The organism is Allopseudospirillum japonicum, from assembly GCF_900108915.1.
In the GTDB taxonomy this organism is placed as follows: domain Bacteria; phylum Pseudomonadota; class Gammaproteobacteria; order Pseudomonadales; family Halomonadaceae; genus Pseudospirillum; species Pseudospirillum japonicum.
Map to the genome: position 1 here is coordinate 107721 of NZ_FNYH01000002.1, position 17533 is coordinate 125253.

Sequence of the window (17533 nt, forward strand, 5' to 3'; positions counted from 1 at the left end):
AAGACAAGGGTCTTCTTAAGCCTTCACAATGCACTTAAATAAAGCATGGCCCTCGGCTCTTGCCCTGCTAGCCGCAAGCCTACCGAAAAAGCCTTTAAAATTTAATCGAAATTTAATTTTTTCGACACCCTATTGAAAATAAAGCCTGATCTAAGGCGGGATAATGGAGATTTTTTATGGCGCATGAGATTGAACTCAAATTGATACTTGCCCCACAGCACACTGCAAGACTGCGCCAGCATCCTGTGTTACAAGGCCAACAGCCTGATACCCAAACTTTGCAAAACCTCTACTTTGATACCCCAGATGGTGTACTTAACCAACACAAAATGGCTTTGCGTATTCGTCGTTGTGGTATGCACAGTGTACAAACATTAAAAACGAAAGGCAGCAGTCAAGGCGGCGTGCATCAACGTGGTGAATGGGAATGGCCTCTTGCACAAGATGCTGGCTTAAATGTGGCTGCCTTAATGCAGTTGCAACAAGAGGAGAGCAGCTTGCCTGTGCTGGATTGGCAAAAGTTGTCTTTACAAGAGACATTTCGTACTGATTTTCAACGGACGACTTGGGTCCTTTCTTGGGCGCGTCCTTATGCCAAAATTGAAGTCGTTTTAGATGAAGGCGAAGTGAAGGCGGGCGGGCGTAAAGAAAGACTCAGTGAGCTTGAGTTAGAAGTACTCGATGGCGATCCGCAAGCCTTGTTTGCATTAGCAAAAGTTTTGGCCAGTCACCTTGCGTTGCATTTAAGCCCTATTAGTAAAGCCCAGCGTGCTTTGCGTTTGTTGCAGCCTAAGCAACATGCTTATAGCCCAGATCGACCACAATGGCAGGCGCAAACGCCTGCCGTACAAGTGTTGGCAGATTTACTCAGTTATCACGCAAGCCGCTGGCAAAGTGCACACGAAGAAATTCAAGGGTATGATCGTTGGCAAGCGTTGGGTGTTGCGATAGATGCTGTACGCCAAGTGAGGGTTTTGTTACATGCTTGGAGTCATTTGCATGGCCGTGCCAGTACTTATGATTTGCGTTCGCGCCTAAATCGTTTAGAAATCGCTTATGGGCCTTTATGGGACAGCCTACAAAGCGAAAGCCTAGCTAGCCGGTGGCAGGTGCAATTACCGCAAGAAGGTTTAATTAGTACGCAAGTGGATGCGCAAACTTTGATTGCAGCCTTATTGCAGCGCCCTTATAGCCAACAACATTGGCCTTTGCCACAAAAAGTACTGACAGAATGGGATGTTATAGAAGACACTCAATCAACAAACAAGCAGCAAGAAAAGCAGCAAAAAAATTGGGTGAGACTAGTGTATTTACCTCCTATGGTGCGTCGGGCTTACTATCGCCAGGTGCAGGAAAATGCTGATTTTGCCAGAATTTGGATCGAATTAATGGCACTTGTACACCAAGGCTTGCAACAAGTGCAAAGTACACCCAGTCTTAGATTAGATTGGCAAACTTATTGGCAACAACATCTACGCCCTTATGCACAAAGCGTGAAGACTATGCGTTGGCCTAAACAACCCTTGGTGGCGCAAGATTGGTTAGCTCGACAAACTTTTGTCGACAAATTAGTCATTTGTTGGCGTTATCCAACGCCTGCACACGTCAAAGACATTCAAGGATTATTACAACTGCAAGCAGGGATTGCGCAAATTCCTGCATGGCAGATTTTATTGAATTTAACGCCGCAGACGCAACAAAGTACCCAACATTTGACGCAGGGTTTTCGTGAGCACTTATTAAATTTGAGCCGTTTAGCTCATGGTTTAAATGTTTCGGCTACGACTTAGGTCGTATTTTCGTGTGGATTTTATGCATACAAGGTGACGCTTAAATAAGGCATTTTATGCGCAAAAGTCCTGCTAGAAGACCAAAAAGGCGCAAACCTGACCGCTTTTGCGGTAAATTTTTACTGAAAGGAGCACTTTGATAGTGCATTTTGAGGTAGGTAACGCGCCGTTAATGATCATTGACAGTCTTGTGACCTTTATGCGAATCTCAACACAAGCCGCGTGACAAGGTATTTAACATTTGTAAACACCTTGTTGCATTTAGCTTCGTATTTCAGTTAGGTGATGTCGGCACTATCAAGGTGTTGCTTGCGTGTTCGTCACCATCCACTAATAACAACAACAAACAAATAAAAAGGTAAGCAATTCTATGAAACTTGCACATAAGATTGCCGGAACTGTGATTCTGCCTCTCGCTGCAGTGGCTATGGCTAGCTCAGCTCATGCTGCTTCTTGGAAAATTGATTCCCTCAATACGGAAGTGGGTATCGGTGGTTATGTCAAATTAGAAGCTCGCAGTATCGATAAAGAGTCTGGTGCAGACGATTTCTTGATGCATGCAAAGCAAACTCGCTTCAACCTGTCTACCAAAACAGCGACTTCTTACGGTGATATTAAGACCTTCATCGAGATGGATTTCTACGGTAACCAAGAAGGTACCGATAGTAACTCTAAGCTCAACCCACGGATGCGTCATGCTGCAGTCATGTGGGATGGTTGGTTAGCGGGTCAATACTGGTCGACTTTCTCCACCTTTGAAGGGATGGCAGAAACGCTAGACTTCGTTGGTGTGACAGGTAAATCCGTGCATCTAGAGCGTAATGCCCAGTTAGCAAAAACCTTGAACTTCGGTCAAGCGGGTAAACTAACGCTGGGTATTGAAGATCGTAACCAATCTGGCGATTCAACGAGTCCAGATCCTGCGATCAAGTACGCAAATGCTTTCGGTCCTCTGGCTTTCTCGCTAGCAGCGCAAAATTACGAAAAAGCAGACGACACCAAAACCCGTGTAGGGGCAGGCGCTAAATTGTCACTGGGTTCTGCAACCTTGCAAGCAGGTTATACCGATGATGAAGATAACTATGATGCGGTTTCCGGCGCTATCAAGGTTAAATTCAATGATAGTTTGCGCGCTAACCTAGTGTATGAGAACGTAGATTTTGAAACTGGCACAGACTATGACCAAGCTTGGGCAAACTTGATCTACAAAACAGGTTATGGTGTTGAAGTCGGTGGTGAATACAGCGTAAAAATGTATGACGACGCAATTGATTCTAAAGACCACATTGTCCAAGTGGACGTTAAGTACGCCTTCTAAGCAGTGGGGCGACTTTAGCTTCAAACAGTCATAACAGCGCTAAGGGCATCTGTCAGGCGGAGGCAGATGCCCTTTCTTTTGTTTAATTTTCGAAAATCTCCTCTACTTTTTAAATCTAGCGTAGGCGGTTTCTAAAGAAAGTCTTTGTTAATCAGCCCAGGTAAAGCTCATCGCTTGTGCCAGCGAATCCACTTTGAAAGCCAACATACACAGGCGATCTAAGCCTAACGCCACCCCGCTGCATTCTGGTAAGCCAGCCTCTAAAGCGGCTAATAAATCGTAATCCGGTAGCACATCTTCTTTTGCCAAGGCTTGACGTTGTTCACGATCGGCTTGAAAGCGCCGTGCTTGTTCGTTGGCATCTTGTAATTCATGGTAAGCATTCGCTATTTCAATACCTTGAATATAAAGCTCGGCACGTGCAGCGACAAGATCGCCATCTGTATTAGTAAATGTGCGGGCGAGTGCAGCTTGGGCAGCAGGAAACTCTGTTAACCAAAGGCGTGGATATCGATGTAACTGGGGTTCGACAGCGTGGGTAAAAATAACATCGAGATATTCTGTCATTGGCCAGTCTGTCTGTGGTGTATAGCCTAACACTTGAATCGCTTGTTTCTGGATTGCTTGCGCGCTAGCACGTAAAGGGTGTAGACCTGCGTAAGTTTGCATGGCCTCGATATAAGTGAGTGTCTGGCTGCTTTGCGTGCCGAGTACTTGATTGACTAAGGCCTCGACTTCTTGCTGCAAATCAGCCAGTGACCAGTCAGGGCGATACCACTCTAACATGCTAAATTCGGGATGATGGTAACGACCGACTTCAGCACGACGAAAGCAACGGCTGTGTGTCCAGATTGGTCCGCTGCCTGCACATAAGAGGCGTTTCATATAAAATTCAGGCGAGGTTTGCAAATAAAGAGGTGGCTGGCTAGTGTGCAGCACGTAGGAATCTAGCCAAGGGTCGCAGCTACCACCACGGCCCACAAAAGGCACTTCGACTTCTAAGACTTGGGCTTGAGCAAAAAAATGGCGAATTTGATTTAAAATAGCGGCACGCTGATGTAAATGGGGTATTTGAGCTCGAGGTTGCCAATGGGGTGCTTGCGCGGGCATAAAAAGATTTCCTTAGTTAATCGAAAGTCTACACCCTAGCATTAAGCAAGCAAAAAAGTCTGTAATAAAAAAGGCTGCTCTGGCAGCCTTTGACGGTTGATAGACGCCTTGTTCCTATTGGAAGGCGCATCCGCTTTTTAAGCCTAATTTCTTGAAGATCATAGCGGCAGGGCAAAAACCAGTGAAACTTGCTTGCACTAGATTGGCACCAATAAAGATAGTTAACCACATCCAATTAGGATGAACCCATTGGGTTAGGGCAACACTTACCAGTACCATCACGCCTGCAAATGCGAGTAGGGCCTTATCTAGATTCATGCGTCACCTCTAATTTGATTAAAAAAGATTTATCTAAATAAGTTTCATCTTATTTTATGGGCTTGTCAAGCCTTGGCTTGTCTGTCTTGGTGTACTTGTGAAATGTGCGGTTTTGAAATCGCCACTTGCGTACTTAAGTGATGTAAACCGGAGGATTTGTTAACCAAGCGATGTTGCCAATGTAAGGAAGCACTGGCTACACGGTTGCGCCCGTCTGCCTTGGCTTGATATAAGGCCAAACGTGCTTGGCGTAATAGATCAGAAACCCCGTATTGAGTCTGTGCGCTTAAACAGGCAACGCCAAAACTTGCAGTTACCCAAGGCACATCAGGACGGTTCTCATGAGGTAATCCCAACTCCAGTAAGGCTTGCCTTAAAGTTTGTGCATATGCCAAAGCTTGTTCCAATGCATGTGCCGGCAGTAAAAAAGCAAACTCGGCGCCGCCTAAACGCGCTAATAACGCACTTTGGATTGGAAATGCACGCATTTGTTGTTCAAGTAAATAAGCAACTTCTTGCAAGCAACGATCCCCTGCAGGCATGCCATAAAAATCGTTGTAGCCTTTGAAAGCATCCAAATCCATAAGGATAAGACTGATAGGTTGGCCAAGAAAAGCATGATGTTGCCAATATTCATACAGGCTTTGTTCAAATTGGCGTTGATTGGCTAATAAGGTGACAGGGTCTCTTTCTTGCAGGAGTTGGAGTTGATCTTGTTGGTGTTTGTATTGGCTAATATCCTGTATCAAGGCAATAAAACGGTGTGGTACAGCATCTTCATAAGTACAGGGCGTGATGACCATATCAACCCATAAATAACTACCATCTTTACGTAGAAAGCGTTTTTCCATACGGTAACGTTCACGCTGCCCACGTATCAATTCTTTTAGCAATTGACTTTCATGATAAATGTCATCTGCATGGGTAATTTCACGGAAGTTGCGTCCAATCAGGTCTTGCTCTCTATATTGTAGCCAGTGCGTGAATAAGGTATTTGCTTGGATAAGGGTGCCGTTGCGATCAGCAATAGCCAGAGCGCAAGGCGCGTGTTTCCAAACTTGCTGCCAAGTGTAAGCGGCTTGATCCAGTGTTTTGCGTCGATGCAAACGGCGCCCTCGATAACTCAACCCGCCTAATAATAAAAGCGCGAAAAAGCCTATGCCTAACAGCACATGTAATAAAGGTTGAAACAGAAAAGCCATCAGGTTATTGGCCATAAAGCAGGTACAAGCTCAATCGACTAGAAGATAATAGATGTCAGCACGGTCGCTTGAGCTTGTTTCATCGAAAAGCTGGCATCCTTAAACCTTCAAACAGCGTCCTTACTTTATGTCCCAAGCGACAGCAAAGGGTTTGAGTGAGTGTATTAAGCTGGCAAGAAAAAACAAGCTTTAGCGTGTATAGACCTGTATGGTTAGGTAGATTTTGCGGCAGAATTGATTGTCTTTCTGGTCACTGTACCTAAAAAAATGAGCGACTACAGGGGGCTGACGAATATGGTTTTGGTGAGTAAAGTGTACAAAAATACCTAGCCTAGGTATCTACTGCAGGTAAATGTAAACGAGTCAGGTATAAAGTCTAAGTAAAGTCACAGATTGGTATTAAGATTCACATCCTGATATAGAATCTTGCTAGGGACAAGTCTTGGTATCAGGTAGAGTAGGCCTAATTAAAACATCTAAGGGATTCTAGCCGGATTTTTGCTGAAATAACAAGCCTATATTTTGCATCAATAACCTAGGTTGGCAATAAGCGGTAAGAATTTTGCATCTGCAGAATATTGGCTGTGGTGTTTTGTCATCCTAGCCCTGTACAATGCCTTGTATTTAACCCCATAAAAGGTAGCGTATTATCAATTTACTAGTATCAGCAAAGGTGAATGGATTCAAGCTGTGGAGAGATAAACCATGATAGAACGAGCCGATATTCATGCGGTAGTTGCGCAAATCCGCGCCCAACAAACTCAATTGCGCCCCGAACCCCCACAAGCATTGCCAACACCCACAGGCCCAGGCTTGGTTGATGCGTTAAAATCAACGCAAGAAGGTGGGTTGCAAGCTGATCTGACCCAAGTGCAAGCAAGCCAAGCCCCTTCTTTTGCAAGCATGTTAAAGCAAGCAATTAATAATGTGAATGACTTGCAAAAAGAAGCCGGAGATTTGCGGACGCGTTATGAGTTAGGTGATCCAGATGTTGATATTGTCAATGTGATGATTGCTGCACAAAAATCTAGTGTTAGTTTTGAAGCCATGAGTCAAGTAAGAAACCGCCTCGTCAGTGCTTATCAAGAAGTCATGCGGATGCCAATTTAATATCAGATAGATATCAATTTGTAAGCAAATGACTTACTGAAGACAAATAGGCGCCTGCTTAAGGGCAAGAACCTAAAATCATCCCAAGCAAGGCTTAAAAGGCGCGTGCTAAAGATGTTCACTCGAATATCAATCGGTTAGTATAAGGCACATTTAAGCTAGAGCGAGGGGCTACTTACCTAAGCTAAGCATGCACTTAGGCTGCTGAATACCTATGACTGATTAGGGTAATTGAATGGAAAATCCGCCGGTAAAAGCTGAAAATGAAGCTCAAAACAGTGCCGCGCAGGACAAGACGACTGAGACTAATAACGCAGGTGCTTCTGGCTCAAATAAGAAAGAACCCCCTGCGTTTAAAGTTTTGGATGGCTTCAATCGCTTAGACATTCTTCGTCAAGCTGGGTTGCTTTTTGGATTTGCTGCAAGTATCGCGATTGGTTTTGCAGTGGTCATGTGGTCGCAAGAAGAAAATTATCGCCCGCTACTGAGTAGCTTGAACAATGATTTAAATTCAGCGTCTATCATGGAAATTCTGGAAACTAACCAGATTGAATACAAGGTTGATCCCAACAGTGGCGCCTTGCTTGTACCTGCTGACCAGATTTACAACGCCCGCATGAAAGTGGCTGCGGCAGATCTGGGTAAAACCGATATGCTCGGTTATGAGCTTCTGGATCAAGAACAAGCGCTAGGCACCAGCCAGTTTATGGAAACTGCGCGCTATCGACGTAGTTTAGAAGGTGAACTAGCACGTACTATTTCTAGCTTGAAATCTGTACGCCATGCGCGGGTACATTTGGCCATTCCTAAACAGTCTGTGTTTTTGCGTGATCAGCGTAAGCCTTCTGCTTCCGTGTTTTTGACTTTGAGTGGCAGTCAAGGCTTAGATAAAGCGCAAGCCAATTCTATTGTAAATTTGGTCGCCTCCAGCGTACCTGAGATGAATCCTACTGAGGTTACCTTGGTGGATCAAAATGGGAATTTGTTGTCTGGCTTGCTGGATAAAAAGGATTCGCTTGACCAAGAAATGCAACGCCAGTTGGAATATGTGCGCAAAGTTGAGCAGACTTTAACTGAAAGAGTGCGCAATTTATTAGAGCCTATTGTAGGTGCAGGACGTTTCCAAGCGGCGGTTTCTGTTGATATTGACTTTACGCAAGTCGAGCAGAGCGAAGAGCAGTTTAATCCGGATTTGCCTGCAGTGCGTTCTGAACAACTGCTGACAGAAAGACGTAATGGGGATTTTGGTCCGCAAGGGATTCCAGGAGCTTTATCTAATCAGCCACCTCGCACGGGAGAAGCGCCTGAGATCGCAGGTAATGGCGCAGGTGGTGGTGAGGGTGATCCGCTCAATACTAAATCGCAAACCACCAGAAACTATGAGTTAGATCGTACGCTCAGTTACACTCGTAATCAGGTGGGACGCACCCAGCGGCTGAGTGTTGCTGTGGTGGTCGATGATATGATAGTGCGCTTGCCAGTGACAGAAGAAGGCGGTGAGGCTGGTGCCGATCGTCGTCCGTGGGATGAAAACGAGTTACAGCGTTTAACGCAGCTGGTGCAAGATGCGGTGGGTTATCGTGCCTCACGGGGTGATAGTGTAAGTGTGATTAACACGCCTTTTGTGGACTCACAAGATAACTTATTGCCTGATATTCCCATTTGGGAACAACCTTGGTTCTGGGATCTAGCCAAGCAAGTGCTTGCTGGCCTTTTCATTTTGATTCTTATCTTTGGTGTCCTTCGGCCTATCTTGCGCAATCTCGCCAGTGCTGCCGATAACAAGGATTTGGAAGAGGCTGAACTGGAAGCGATTCCTGCAATCGACAGTGATTTAAGTGATGATCAAGTCACCTTAAGTGCTTCAGATGATCCTTTATTGGCACCACCAAGCGATTCTTACGAACGTCAGTTAAATGCTATTCGTTCGCTAATAGCTGAAGATCCTGGCCGTGTGGCCCAAGTAGTCAGACAGTGGTTGAATTCCGATGAGTGATGATGATAGCTACTCCAGCCACCTAGCTCCGGTGGAGCGGGCGGCCATTCTCATGTTGACCTTGGGTGAATCTGATGCAGCCCAAGTGCTCAAGCATATGGGGCCTAAAGAAGTACAAAGTATCGGCACGGCCATGTCACAGCTGAAAAACGTCAGTCGTGTTCAAGTGGAAGAAGTGCTCAGCGACTTTTTAGAATCTGTGGGCGATCAAACTGGGTTAGGCGTAGGTGCGGATAATTATATTCGTAAGATGCTGACCGAGGCACTAGGGGAAGATAAAGCCAATGGCTTAATTGACCGGATTTTGCTTGGCGGTAATACCACAGGCTTGGATACGCTCAAATGGATGGAGTCGCGGGCAATCGCTGACATTATCCGCTATGAGCACCCGCAGATTCAGGCGATTGTGCTTTCTTATTTGGATGCGGATCAATCGGCGGAAGTGCTTAAATTCTTTGATCCTAAAGTGCGTTTAGATGTCATGCTCAGGGTGGCAGCACTTGAGTCTGTGCAGCCACAAGCATTGCAAGAACTTAACGATATTTTAGAGAAGCAGTTCTCAGGTTCCAGTGGTACGCAAACCACCAGCATGGGTGGGGTGAAAGTGGTTGCCAATATCATGAACAATGTGGAAGGTTCAGTTGAAGGCGAATTGATGGATGCGATTAAAGAGGTGGATGAAGCCTTGGCTGAGGAAATCGCTGATCTGATGTTTGTCTTTGATAACCTGGTCGATGTGGATGATCGCGACTTGCAAACCTTGCTGCGTGAGATCCAGCCAGAAACCTTGGTGTTGGCACTGAAAGGCGCAGATGTACGCGTACAAGAAAAAATCTTTAAGAATATGTCTAAGCGTGCCTCTGAACTCTTACGTGATGACCTAGAAGCACAAGGACCTGTCAAAGTCAGTGAGGTAGAAATCTCACAAAAAGAAATTCTCGCTGTTGCACGTCGTTTGGCTGATGAAGGCACGATCAGCCTAGGATCAGGCAGCGATCAGATGATCTAGTCCTTAGCGTTGCTTAGGTAACTTGCAAATGAAAAATCGCATGTCAAGGATTCCCGCTGCTGATAAAGCGGATTACCAACGCTGGGAGATGCCTGATTTAACAGGGATCAACCGGCGTATTCGTGAGCGTTTGCAAGAAATTGAGCAAGCCGAACAACAAGAGGAAGCAGCGACACCCGAACCTACACCAGAAGAAATTGCCGCAGAAAAAGCGGCACAAGCCCGCCTTGCACGTGAGCAAGAATTGGCACAGATTCGTGAGCAAGCCTATCAAGAAGGCTTTACTCAAGGTCAACAAGCAGGTTTGGAGCAAGGCTACCAAGATGGATTTGCTCAAGGCCAGCAAGCAGGCCATACGCAAGGGTTAGAACAAGGGATACAAGAAGGGATTCAAGAAGGGTTAAATCAGGGGCAAGAGCAGTTAGATCAAATTAAAAGTCGTCTACAGCATTTGATTCAACATTTACGTGAGCCTTTGGCACGTCAAGATGATGAATTAGAAGAAGTCTTACTTAGTTTGGTGCAAATGCTGTGTCAGGCGATCTTGCTGCGTGAGCTCAGTATTAACCGTCGCCACCTACTGATGATAGTGCGCGAAGCGATTCAGGCTTTGCCACCGATGTCAGAACGCTTATTTGTGTATGTCCATCCGGAAGATATTGAGCTTGCTGGTGAAGCTTGTGCGGGAGTTCCTGAGGCGTGCCGCGTTTTTGCCGATGAGAATATGACCCCAGGCGGTTGCCGAGTGGAAACGCAAAATAGCTTAGTTGACTATACTTTTGAGCGTCGCTTTCAAGATATTTTGCGCCTTGCGGTAGAAAAGCGTTATAGCCAAGCCCTACCACAACCGCATCCACAAGAAGATTTGGATGCGTGGGAGGAAGCTTACTTGCCTGCAGAAGCACAGGCGCAGGTATCTAGTTCACCCGCACAAGCTTTGGAATGGCAAGATGTTGTGCCTGTGATTGATGATCTGCAAGACTTGTCGCAAGAGTTAAAAGCCTTGCGTGCTTTGCGGCAAGGGCCTTTTGTCGCGAAAGCGAATTGGCAAATTGAAGATGATGAGATGCTGGACGCTGAAACTTCAGTAGCTGTTGGCCCTGAAGTCGAGCAAGCCACTGAGACACAAGAAAAAGATCAACAAGAAGACGTTGCAGAAACGACGGATGTTGCACCAAGTTCCGATATGAGTGCAGCAGATGAAGCGATATCCGATACATCAGAGACACCAGAGGCAGTCTCATCTGACATCTTGGAAACCGCTGAAGTCTCGTCGGAACCGCTTGATACCCAGCAGCCAGAAAATCAATGTCAAGATCAGCCTACTGCTGAGCTTGAACAAGCACTTGAAGAGGATAGGGCGACTCAAGTAGAAGAGATGCCTGAAGAAACGGCCTCTACATCCTCTGTGGAAGAGACGCCGTCGCTTGCGGACGAGGCTTCTGCACAAGCTGTAGAGGACGCTTTGCCATCTGATATGCCTGAAGAAGTACCAGAAAATCAGGCGATAGAGCCTTTGGAGAAGGATGATCTCATGCCAGATACACGGACAGGCGCTTGGCCTGAAGATATTGAACCTTTAGATACTGCGGTTTTAGGCGAAGTACCGCCTTTACCGCCTGCAGAAAGCTTGGAACCGACACCTTCCATGCCGTTAGAGCCTGCGTCTTACGCGAGTTTAGAAGACTTAGAACCTTTGCAAACTTGGCCAGGCTTACAGGATGCAGAGCATTTGTGGGAACCACAGGCACCAAGTGCTGAGCAAAAACTAGCGACGAATGCAGCTGTGATTGAAGATCGTTATCTTCCGGATGAAGAAGAACAAGCAGTGCCTTTAGATGAAGCCTTGGATTTAAGTGCTTTCGAAGCCGAAGAAAATACCCCGCTGGAAAAAGCTAAAACCAGCGAAGATACGGATAAGGCCAAGCTAGAACAGGTACAAAGTCAACTCAACCCAGAAGCAGCCCAGTGGGATGATTTGGACTTAGAACAGTTATTTACTGATGATAAGCAAACGAAGGAGCCCTAATTTGTGGCGCACAATCCCCTACTGGACCGCTTAAAAGCCTATCAGCTGCAAGATGCAGTTAAACCCAAAGCCTTAATTGAAGGCCGTTTGGTACGCATGGTAGGCCTTACCCTAGAAGCTGTAGGTTGCAACCTACCTGTAGGGAGTTATTGCAATATTGAAAGTGCTACAGGGCAGCCAATTGAAGCTGAAGTCGTAGGTTTTTCAGGCGATCGCTTATACCTAATGCCTGTTGGGTTGGCAGAAGGTTTGCGTCCGGGGGCGCGTGTGACCCCAAACCAAAGAGCTTTACAAGTCCCTGTGGGGTTTCACTTGTTGGGGCGAGTACTTAATGGTAGTGGCCAGCCTTTGGATTCTCTTGGGCCGCTTATTGCTGATGATTATGTGAGCTTAAACGGTCGAATCATTAACCCTTTGCAGCGTGATCCGATTAGCCAACCTATGGATGTGGGGATTTGTGCGATTAATGCCTTGTTTACTGTGGGCCGTGGTCAACGTTTGGGGTTAATGGCCGGTAGTGGTGTGGGTAAATCCATGTTGTTAGGGATGATGACTAAATTTACCTCCGCAGATATTACTGTTGTAGGGCTCATTGGTGAGCGGGGCCGCGAGGTTAAAGAATTTATCGAGCATATTTTAGGGCCGGAAGGGATGGCCCGCTCGGTCGTGGTTGCCTCCCCTGCGGATGATCCGCCACTAATGCGTTTGCGCGCGGCTATGCTGACAACCAGTATCGCTGAGTATTACCGAGATCAAGGCAAGGATGTGCTCTTATTGATGGACTCACTAACGCGTTTTGCACAAGCACAGCGTGAATTATCTTTGGCAGTTGGTGAGCCACCTGCAACTAAAGGCTACCCTCCTTCAGTATTTGCGAAAATTCCGCAGTTGGTGGAGCGTGCTGGTAATGGGCCTGCAGGGGGCGGATCCATTACGGCATTTTATACCGTCCTGACGGAAGGGGATGACCAACAAGATCCGATTGCCGATGCCACGCGTGCTATTTTGGATGGCCATGTGGTGCTATCACGGCGTTTGGCTGAGGAAGGCCATTATCCTGCTATTGATGTGGAAGCCTCAATTAGTCGTGCTATGCCACAAATTGTCAGTGAAGCGCACCTGCGTCGTGCTTATCGTTTTAAGCAAATTTATGCCCGCTATCAACAAAACCGAGATCTAATTAATGTCGGGGCTTATACACAAGGCTCAGATCCTGAAACGGATTTTGCAATTGCGAAAATGCCACAAATTCGTGATTTTCTGCGCCAAAGTTTGCATGCAAGTGTACCTTTGCGCCAAAGTTGGCATCAATTAGAGGCTTTATTGCAAGCTTAGCGGGTATTCATGGGTGTAAAAGGGGGTAAAAATGGCCAAGGCAGAATCTGAGCGTTTACGTCCTGTGTTAGATATGGCCTTGCGCAAAGAGCAAGAAGCAGCACAAGCTTTAGGGTATTTAAACCAAAAAATCACCCAAGAACAGCAAACCTTGCAGCAGTTAAAAGAATATGAGCAAGATTATCACCAGAATGTGATCGCCAAACGGATGCAAGGGGATCAAGTATTTAATCGTTATTCTTTATTAAGATATCAGAATTTTATTAGCCGACTCAATGAAGCCGTTGGTCAGCAAGAAGCCCAAATCGACCAAGTGGAAGGCCAATTGCAACAAGTACGTGAATATTGGATGAAAAGTCGTGCTCGCGTGCAAGCGATTGAGAGTGTGATTCGTAAAGCACAAGAGCGTGAACAAGTAGCAGCAGCTAAACGTGAGCAGAAAATGGTCGATGAACTTGTATGTATTGCAGCAGCACGCCGCATGTTAGCGCGTATTGACGCAAACTAGCTAGGTTGTAGCGGGAGCCTTGTAAACAGGTTTGGATATATTCACAGCCTAAGTACTAGGCTATTGATTTTTAGGGAAAAGGTCTTCCCTCGACACCTAATAAGCAAAGTACAGCATACACAAAGTACACTCATTTGCGGGGGAATGAAGCTATGCAGGGGATTAGCCAAGTAGCACGTTTACTGAATTTATCACAGCAAGATTATACACAAGCTCAAGGTGCACAAAGCACTTCTATCTCTTTTCAGCGCCAGTTAACACAAGCGAATGCAGGTTATCAGGCACCAAGCAACACGCCTAAACCCAGCACACAGGCGCCTCAAAGCAAAACGACAGAACACACTGAGTCCAAAAAAGCACAGGTGCATACAGTAAAAACCCAAGTGCGTGAGCAGAAGACTAGTCACGCAACGGCTGGGGACCCACAAGAAAAGACGCAAAATAATACGGTATCTCTCGATAAGGAAAACAATCCGAAAATCACGATGGATGAAACAAAGTCGCAAACCTCGGGCGTTGCGCACTCTGAGACAAAGGAAGAGATAAAAGAAGAGACAACACCAGCCTCATCAGTGCAACAAGAGGAAGGCCAAGGGGCAACACAGTCTGGCCTACAAGACGATGCTGCAACTGAAATCGACGAAAGTGCGGTAAAAGAGACTCCTGTGATAAAAGAGGGTGCCGTAACCGATGCGTCGACGATGACAACCACCACCACAGAAGAACAGACATTAGCCGAAGATGAGCTAGTTCTAGATATTCAGTTGCAACTGAGTACGCAGGCAGCATCACAGGATACGGATCAGTTAGCGCAAGAATTACAAAATACACAAACCCAAGTGAAAGCTTGGTTGTTAAAACTGATCCCTGAAGAAGTACAAATAAGTCCAGAACTGACTGAACAACTCAATGCCTTGCCAGAAGAAATAAGCACTCAAATACAAGAGTTGTTACTAGGTGAACCCTTAGCTGAAATCGAAAGCCAAGACTTACAGGCCTTATTGGCACAAATGCTGACAGGCTTACAGGTACAGGCACAGCCAGAGCAATTTGATGCGGATTTTTTGGCGCAGCAAGAAGCCAAGTTGCAAAGTTTGTTAGCGGAGTTGGAAAGTAAATATCAGCTAGAAACAGGTACACTCGCACAAGCACTATTGAGCTTTGAGCAAGAGTTACAAGCACTTGGATTAGAAGGACAAGATCTGTTGCAAATGCAGATACAGGTCTATCAGTTGGTGCGTCAAGACGCGACCAATACGCCGCTAGATCCTGAAGGGGCACTTGATACTGAGGTGAGCACTTATGTACAGCAGTGGCGTGCTTTAAGCCGTGAAGCTCAAGTGCAGCTCGATGCACAAAAACAGCAAATAAACAATGTATTACAAGAATACAGCCGAGGTTTGCAACAGAAAGAGCAAGCGCAAATGGATGCTTTGCTTGCGAGTGTTCGTGAGCCAGGTAGTGAGCGTTTACGTGAGGCTTTAGGCGATGTACTACACCAGTTAAAAACCTCAGCGCCTGCTGCCAATACAGAAAGTCTGCTGAAAAGTATGCAAAGTGCCTTAAATACAGGTACAAACTCAGGAGCAAATAGCCCTGCTGCAAGCTTAGGTGAGTTGGCTGCGATGACAGCTAGTTTAGGCAGCCAGGTGAACACATCTGCACGCCCATTGGCAGCAACGGCGATGTTGCCCAACCAAGGCCAAGCTTTACCAGGTCAACCTGGTGCGAATGAGGTGCTAGCGGAACGTGTTGCAGTCATGCAAGCGCGTGGGATGAAGTTTGCAGAAATTCACCTTGATCCACCAGAGCTAGGTAGTTTGCAAATTCGCATCCGTTTGAATCAAGATCAAGCACATGTCAGCTTTCATGCAGCAAATCCACAGGTCCGCGAGGCATTAGAAGCTCAGGTCAATAAATTGAGAGATTTACTAGAAACGCAAGGCGTTCAGTTAGGCGATGTGGATGTGTCGGATCAAAGCCAGGGTGAAAGCCAGATGGCAGCTTTGGCACGCGCGGTACAAGAAGAACAAGCACGTGCTGCGCAAAATCAGCAAGATGGTGACGCCGACTTAACCACAGAAATGCAGCAAAATACTGCTAGCTCTACACCAAGGCGTACTTTAAGCTTAGTGGATTTTTATGCATAGTGAGCCTGTGTACTTGTGCAGGCGTTTTGACTTAGACCATGGGCGACAAAAGGCAACCGGTTATGGCAGATGATGAATTAGGCGAAAAAAAGAGTAATAAGAAAACCTTAATTATCGTGGTAGTGATTGTGCTTCTAGTCGCAGCAGCCTCCGCTGCAGCCACTTTGTTTTTCTTAGATAAAGTGCCTGTAGATGATTTATTACCACAAGAATCCGCAGCAGCAGCCCAGGGACCACAAATTGTGCCCAGCGCCTCTGTATACTATAGCTTTGAAAAGCCCTTTGTGACCCCTTTTGCAGCGGCTTCAGGTAGTGCGCGCCAGCGTTTTATGCAAGTACGTTTGGCAGTAAAAGCTCAGTCTGATGATGCGTTAGAGGCCGTGAAACGCCATCTTCCGCGGGTGCTAAATGATTTGAATATGCTCTTTAGTAGTCAAGAGTTTAAAACATTGCAAACACCACAGGGAAAAGAAGAGTTACGTCAAGCTGCTACCCAAGTCGTGCAAAATGTTGTTCAGCAAGAGCAGGTGTCTATTGATGAAGTCTTGTTTACTGACTTTGTGATGCAATAAATACAAGTGCTTCTGGAATTGAAGAGCTAGGTAAAGAGTCGATCTGGCATCTTCTAAGTGGCATAAACCTTAAGTTTTTGGCTTGATGGATTATTGATGTATGGGTGCACAAGACCTTCTCTCGCAGGACGAAATTGATGTGCTTCTTCACGGGGTGGATGATGATGATCTCCCCGCACCGGAAACCTCAAACGATACTGGGGATATTCAACCCTACGATATCACCAGCCAGGATCGTATCGTGCGTGGGCGTATGCCTACGCTGGAAATGATTAATGAACGTTTTGCACGCTATACTCGCATCAGTCTGTTTAACTTGCTACGTCGTAGTGCACACGTTGCTGCTGCAGGGGTACAAATTGTCAAGTTTGGCGAATATGTGCATACGCTATTTGTGCCTACCAGCTTAAATTTGGTCAAGATTCGTCCTTTGAGAGGGACCGCCCTTTTTGTCATGGATGCCAAGCTTGTATTTAAGCTGGTGGATAACTTTTTTGGTGGTGATGGGCGTCACGCTAAAATTGAAGGGCGTGAGTTTACCCCAACAGAAGTACGTATCGTACAAAAAGTCCTAGAGCAAGTCTTTGTTGATCTAAAGGAAGCTTGGAGCGCGGTATTGCCTTTAAACTTTGAATATATAGGTTTTGAGGTGAATCCTGCGATGGCTAACATCGTCAGTCCGAGTGAAGTCGTTGTGGTGAGCTCTTTCCATATTGAGCTTGATGGAGGGGGGGGTGATATGCATATCACCATGCCCTATTCCATGATAGAGCCTGTGCGTGAAGAATTGGATTCTGGGGTGCAGTCTGACGTAGATGATATTGATGAACGTTGGGTGCGTGCCTTGCGTGCTGATGTCATGGAAGCGCGCATTCCTCTTAATGTCACTGTGGTTGAGCGTGAAGTGACTTTAAGGGATGTGATGAATTTTGAGCCTGGCGATATCATTCCCATCGATATGCCGCAACATGTCACCTTGTTGGCAAATGGCGTACCGACGTTTAAGTGTAAAATGGGACGCTCGGATGAGTATCTAGCACTGAAGATCATGGAACAAATCAAGTTACAGCGTTAATCAATGGTAAG

14 protein-coding genes are annotated in these 17533 nt (G+C 46.2%); 11 read left to right on the top strand and 3 right to left on the bottom strand.

From position 1 onward, the window contains the following. Positions 1–176: 176 nt before the first annotated feature. Together BMX05_RS02825 and BMX05_RS02830 are read left to right on the top strand one after the other, a co-directional pair. Positions 177–1790 carry a CYTH domain-containing protein gene (locus tag BMX05_RS02825; protein ID WP_093308450.1) on the top strand — a complete coding sequence of 538 codons (1614 nt, stop codon included), beginning with the start codon at positions 177–179 and terminating at the stop codon, positions 1788–1790. Between the two features lie 370 nt (positions 1791–2160). Then, on the top strand, positions 2161–3108 hold the full coding sequence (locus BMX05_RS02830) for a porin (protein WP_093308451.1): 948 nt from the start codon (positions 2161–2163) through the stop codon (positions 3106–3108). A 147-nt stretch (positions 3109–3255) separates the two neighbouring features. Here the strand turns inward: BMX05_RS02830 and epmA are convergent, their stop codons facing one another. The 3 genes from epmA to BMX05_RS02845 all read right to left on the bottom strand — a co-directional run bounded on the left by epmA (position 3256) and on the right by BMX05_RS02845 (position 5738). Further along, positions 3256–4218: an EF-P lysine aminoacylase EpmA gene (epmA, locus tag BMX05_RS02835; protein ID WP_093308452.1), complete on the bottom strand. Its 963-nt coding sequence runs from the start codon at positions 4216–4218 to the stop codon at positions 3256–3258. 114 nt (positions 4219–4332) lie between these two features. After that, positions 4333–4536, bottom strand: a complete 204-nt coding sequence (locus tag BMX05_RS02840; protein ID WP_093308453.1) for a YgaP family membrane protein — start codon at positions 4534–4536, stop codon at positions 4333–4335. A 65-nt stretch (positions 4537–4601) separates the two neighbouring features. Beyond that, positions 4602–5738 (bottom strand): GGDEF domain-containing protein, encoded by a 1137-nt coding sequence (locus BMX05_RS02845; protein ID WP_177166758.1) that lies wholly within the window; start codon positions 5736–5738, stop codon positions 4602–4604. A 705-nt stretch (positions 5739–6443) separates the two neighbouring features. On the opposite strand from BMX05_RS02845, the gene fliE reads away from it, so the two are divergent. The 9 genes from fliE (at position 6444) to fliM (ending at position 17522) form a co-directional block, all read left to right on the top strand. Continuing rightward, positions 6444–6848 (top strand): flagellar hook-basal body complex protein FliE, encoded by a 405-nt coding sequence (gene fliE, locus BMX05_RS02850; RefSeq protein WP_093308455.1) that lies wholly within the window; start codon positions 6444–6446, stop codon positions 6846–6848. Positions 6849–7083: 235 nt separating this feature from the next. Then, entirely contained in the window at positions 7084–8844 is a 1761-nt protein-coding gene (gene fliF / locus BMX05_RS02855) for a flagellar basal-body MS-ring/collar protein FliF (protein WP_093308456.1), read from the top strand. After that, positions 8837–9853 carry a flagellar motor switch protein FliG gene (fliG, locus tag BMX05_RS02860; RefSeq protein ID WP_093308457.1) on the top strand — a complete coding sequence of 339 codons (1017 nt, stop codon included), beginning with the start codon at positions 8837–8839 and terminating at the stop codon, positions 9851–9853. The genes fliF and fliG overlap by 8 nt, the downstream gene beginning before the upstream one ends. A 40-nt stretch (positions 9854–9893) precedes the next feature. After that, positions 9894–11882: a flagellar assembly protein FliH gene (locus BMX05_RS02865; RefSeq protein WP_177166759.1), complete on the top strand. Its 1989-nt coding sequence runs from the start codon at positions 9894–9896 to the stop codon at positions 11880–11882. Positions 11883–11885: 3 nt separating this feature from the next. Beyond that, a complete protein-coding gene (fliI, locus tag BMX05_RS02870) occupies positions 11886–13217 on the top strand; it encodes a flagellar protein export ATPase FliI (protein ID WP_093308459.1) in 1332 nt (443 codons plus the stop codon). Between the two features lie 31 nt (positions 13218–13248). After that, complete coding sequence (gene fliJ, locus BMX05_RS02875) at positions 13249–13725, top strand: flagellar export protein FliJ (protein ID WP_093308460.1); 477 nt, start codon at positions 13249–13251, stop codon at positions 13723–13725. 152 nt (positions 13726–13877) lie between these two features. Then, positions 13878–15875, top strand: a complete 1998-nt coding sequence (locus tag BMX05_RS02880) for a flagellar hook-length control protein FliK (RefSeq protein ID WP_093308461.1) — start codon at positions 13878–13880, stop codon at positions 15873–15875. A 62-nt stretch (positions 15876–15937) separates the two neighbouring features. After that, positions 15938–16447, top strand: a complete 510-nt coding sequence (locus BMX05_RS02885) for a flagellar basal body-associated FliL family protein (RefSeq protein WP_177166760.1) — start codon at positions 15938–15940, stop codon at positions 16445–16447. 100 nt (positions 16448–16547) lie between these two features. After that, complete coding sequence (gene fliM / locus BMX05_RS02890) at positions 16548–17522, top strand: flagellar motor switch protein FliM (protein ID WP_093308463.1); 975 nt, start codon at positions 16548–16550, stop codon at positions 17520–17522. The last annotated feature ends 11 nt before the right edge of the window (positions 17523–17533 follow it).

Bases quoted from the DNA above. Each gene is read 5' to 3' on its own strand.
- fliE (WP_093308455.1), top strand. From the start codon at position 6,444: ATGATAGAACGAGCCGATATTCATGCGGTAGTTGCGCAAATCCGCGCC.
- BMX05_RS02845 (WP_177166758.1), bottom strand. From the start codon at position 5,738: ATGGCTTTTCTGTTTCAACCTTTATTACATGTGCTGTTAGGCATAGGC.
- BMX05_RS02830 (WP_093308451.1), top strand. From the start codon at position 2,161: ATGAAACTTGCACATAAGATTGCCGGAACTGTGATTCTGCCTCTCGCT.
- BMX05_RS02885 (WP_177166760.1), top strand. From the start codon at position 15,938: ATGGCAGATGATGAATTAGGCGAAAAAAAGAGTAATAAGAAAACCTTA.
- BMX05_RS02865 (WP_177166759.1), top strand. From the start codon at position 9,894: ATGTCAAGGATTCCCGCTGCTGATAAAGCGGATTACCAACGCTGGGAG.
- fliJ (WP_093308460.1), top strand. From the start codon at position 13,249: ATGGCCAAGGCAGAATCTGAGCGTTTACGTCCTGTGTTAGATATGGCC.
- BMX05_RS02880 (WP_093308461.1), top strand. From the start codon at position 13,878: ATGCAGGGGATTAGCCAAGTAGCACGTTTACTGAATTTATCACAGCAA.
- fliM (WP_093308463.1), top strand. From the start codon at position 16,548: ATGGGTGCACAAGACCTTCTCTCGCAGGACGAAATTGATGTGCTTCTT.
- epmA (WP_093308452.1), bottom strand. From the start codon at position 4,218: ATGCCCGCGCAAGCACCCCATTGGCAACCTCGAGCTCAAATACCCCAT.
- BMX05_RS02825 (WP_093308450.1), top strand. From the start codon at position 177: ATGGCGCATGAGATTGAACTCAAATTGATACTTGCCCCACAGCACACT.
- fliG (WP_093308457.1), top strand. From the start codon at position 8,837: ATGAGTGATGATGATAGCTACTCCAGCCACCTAGCTCCGGTGGAGCGG.
- fliF (WP_093308456.1), top strand. From the start codon at position 7,084: ATGGAAAATCCGCCGGTAAAAGCTGAAAATGAAGCTCAAAACAGTGCC.
- BMX05_RS02840 (WP_093308453.1), bottom strand. From the start codon at position 4,536: ATGAATCTAGATAAGGCCCTACTCGCATTTGCAGGCGTGATGGTACTG.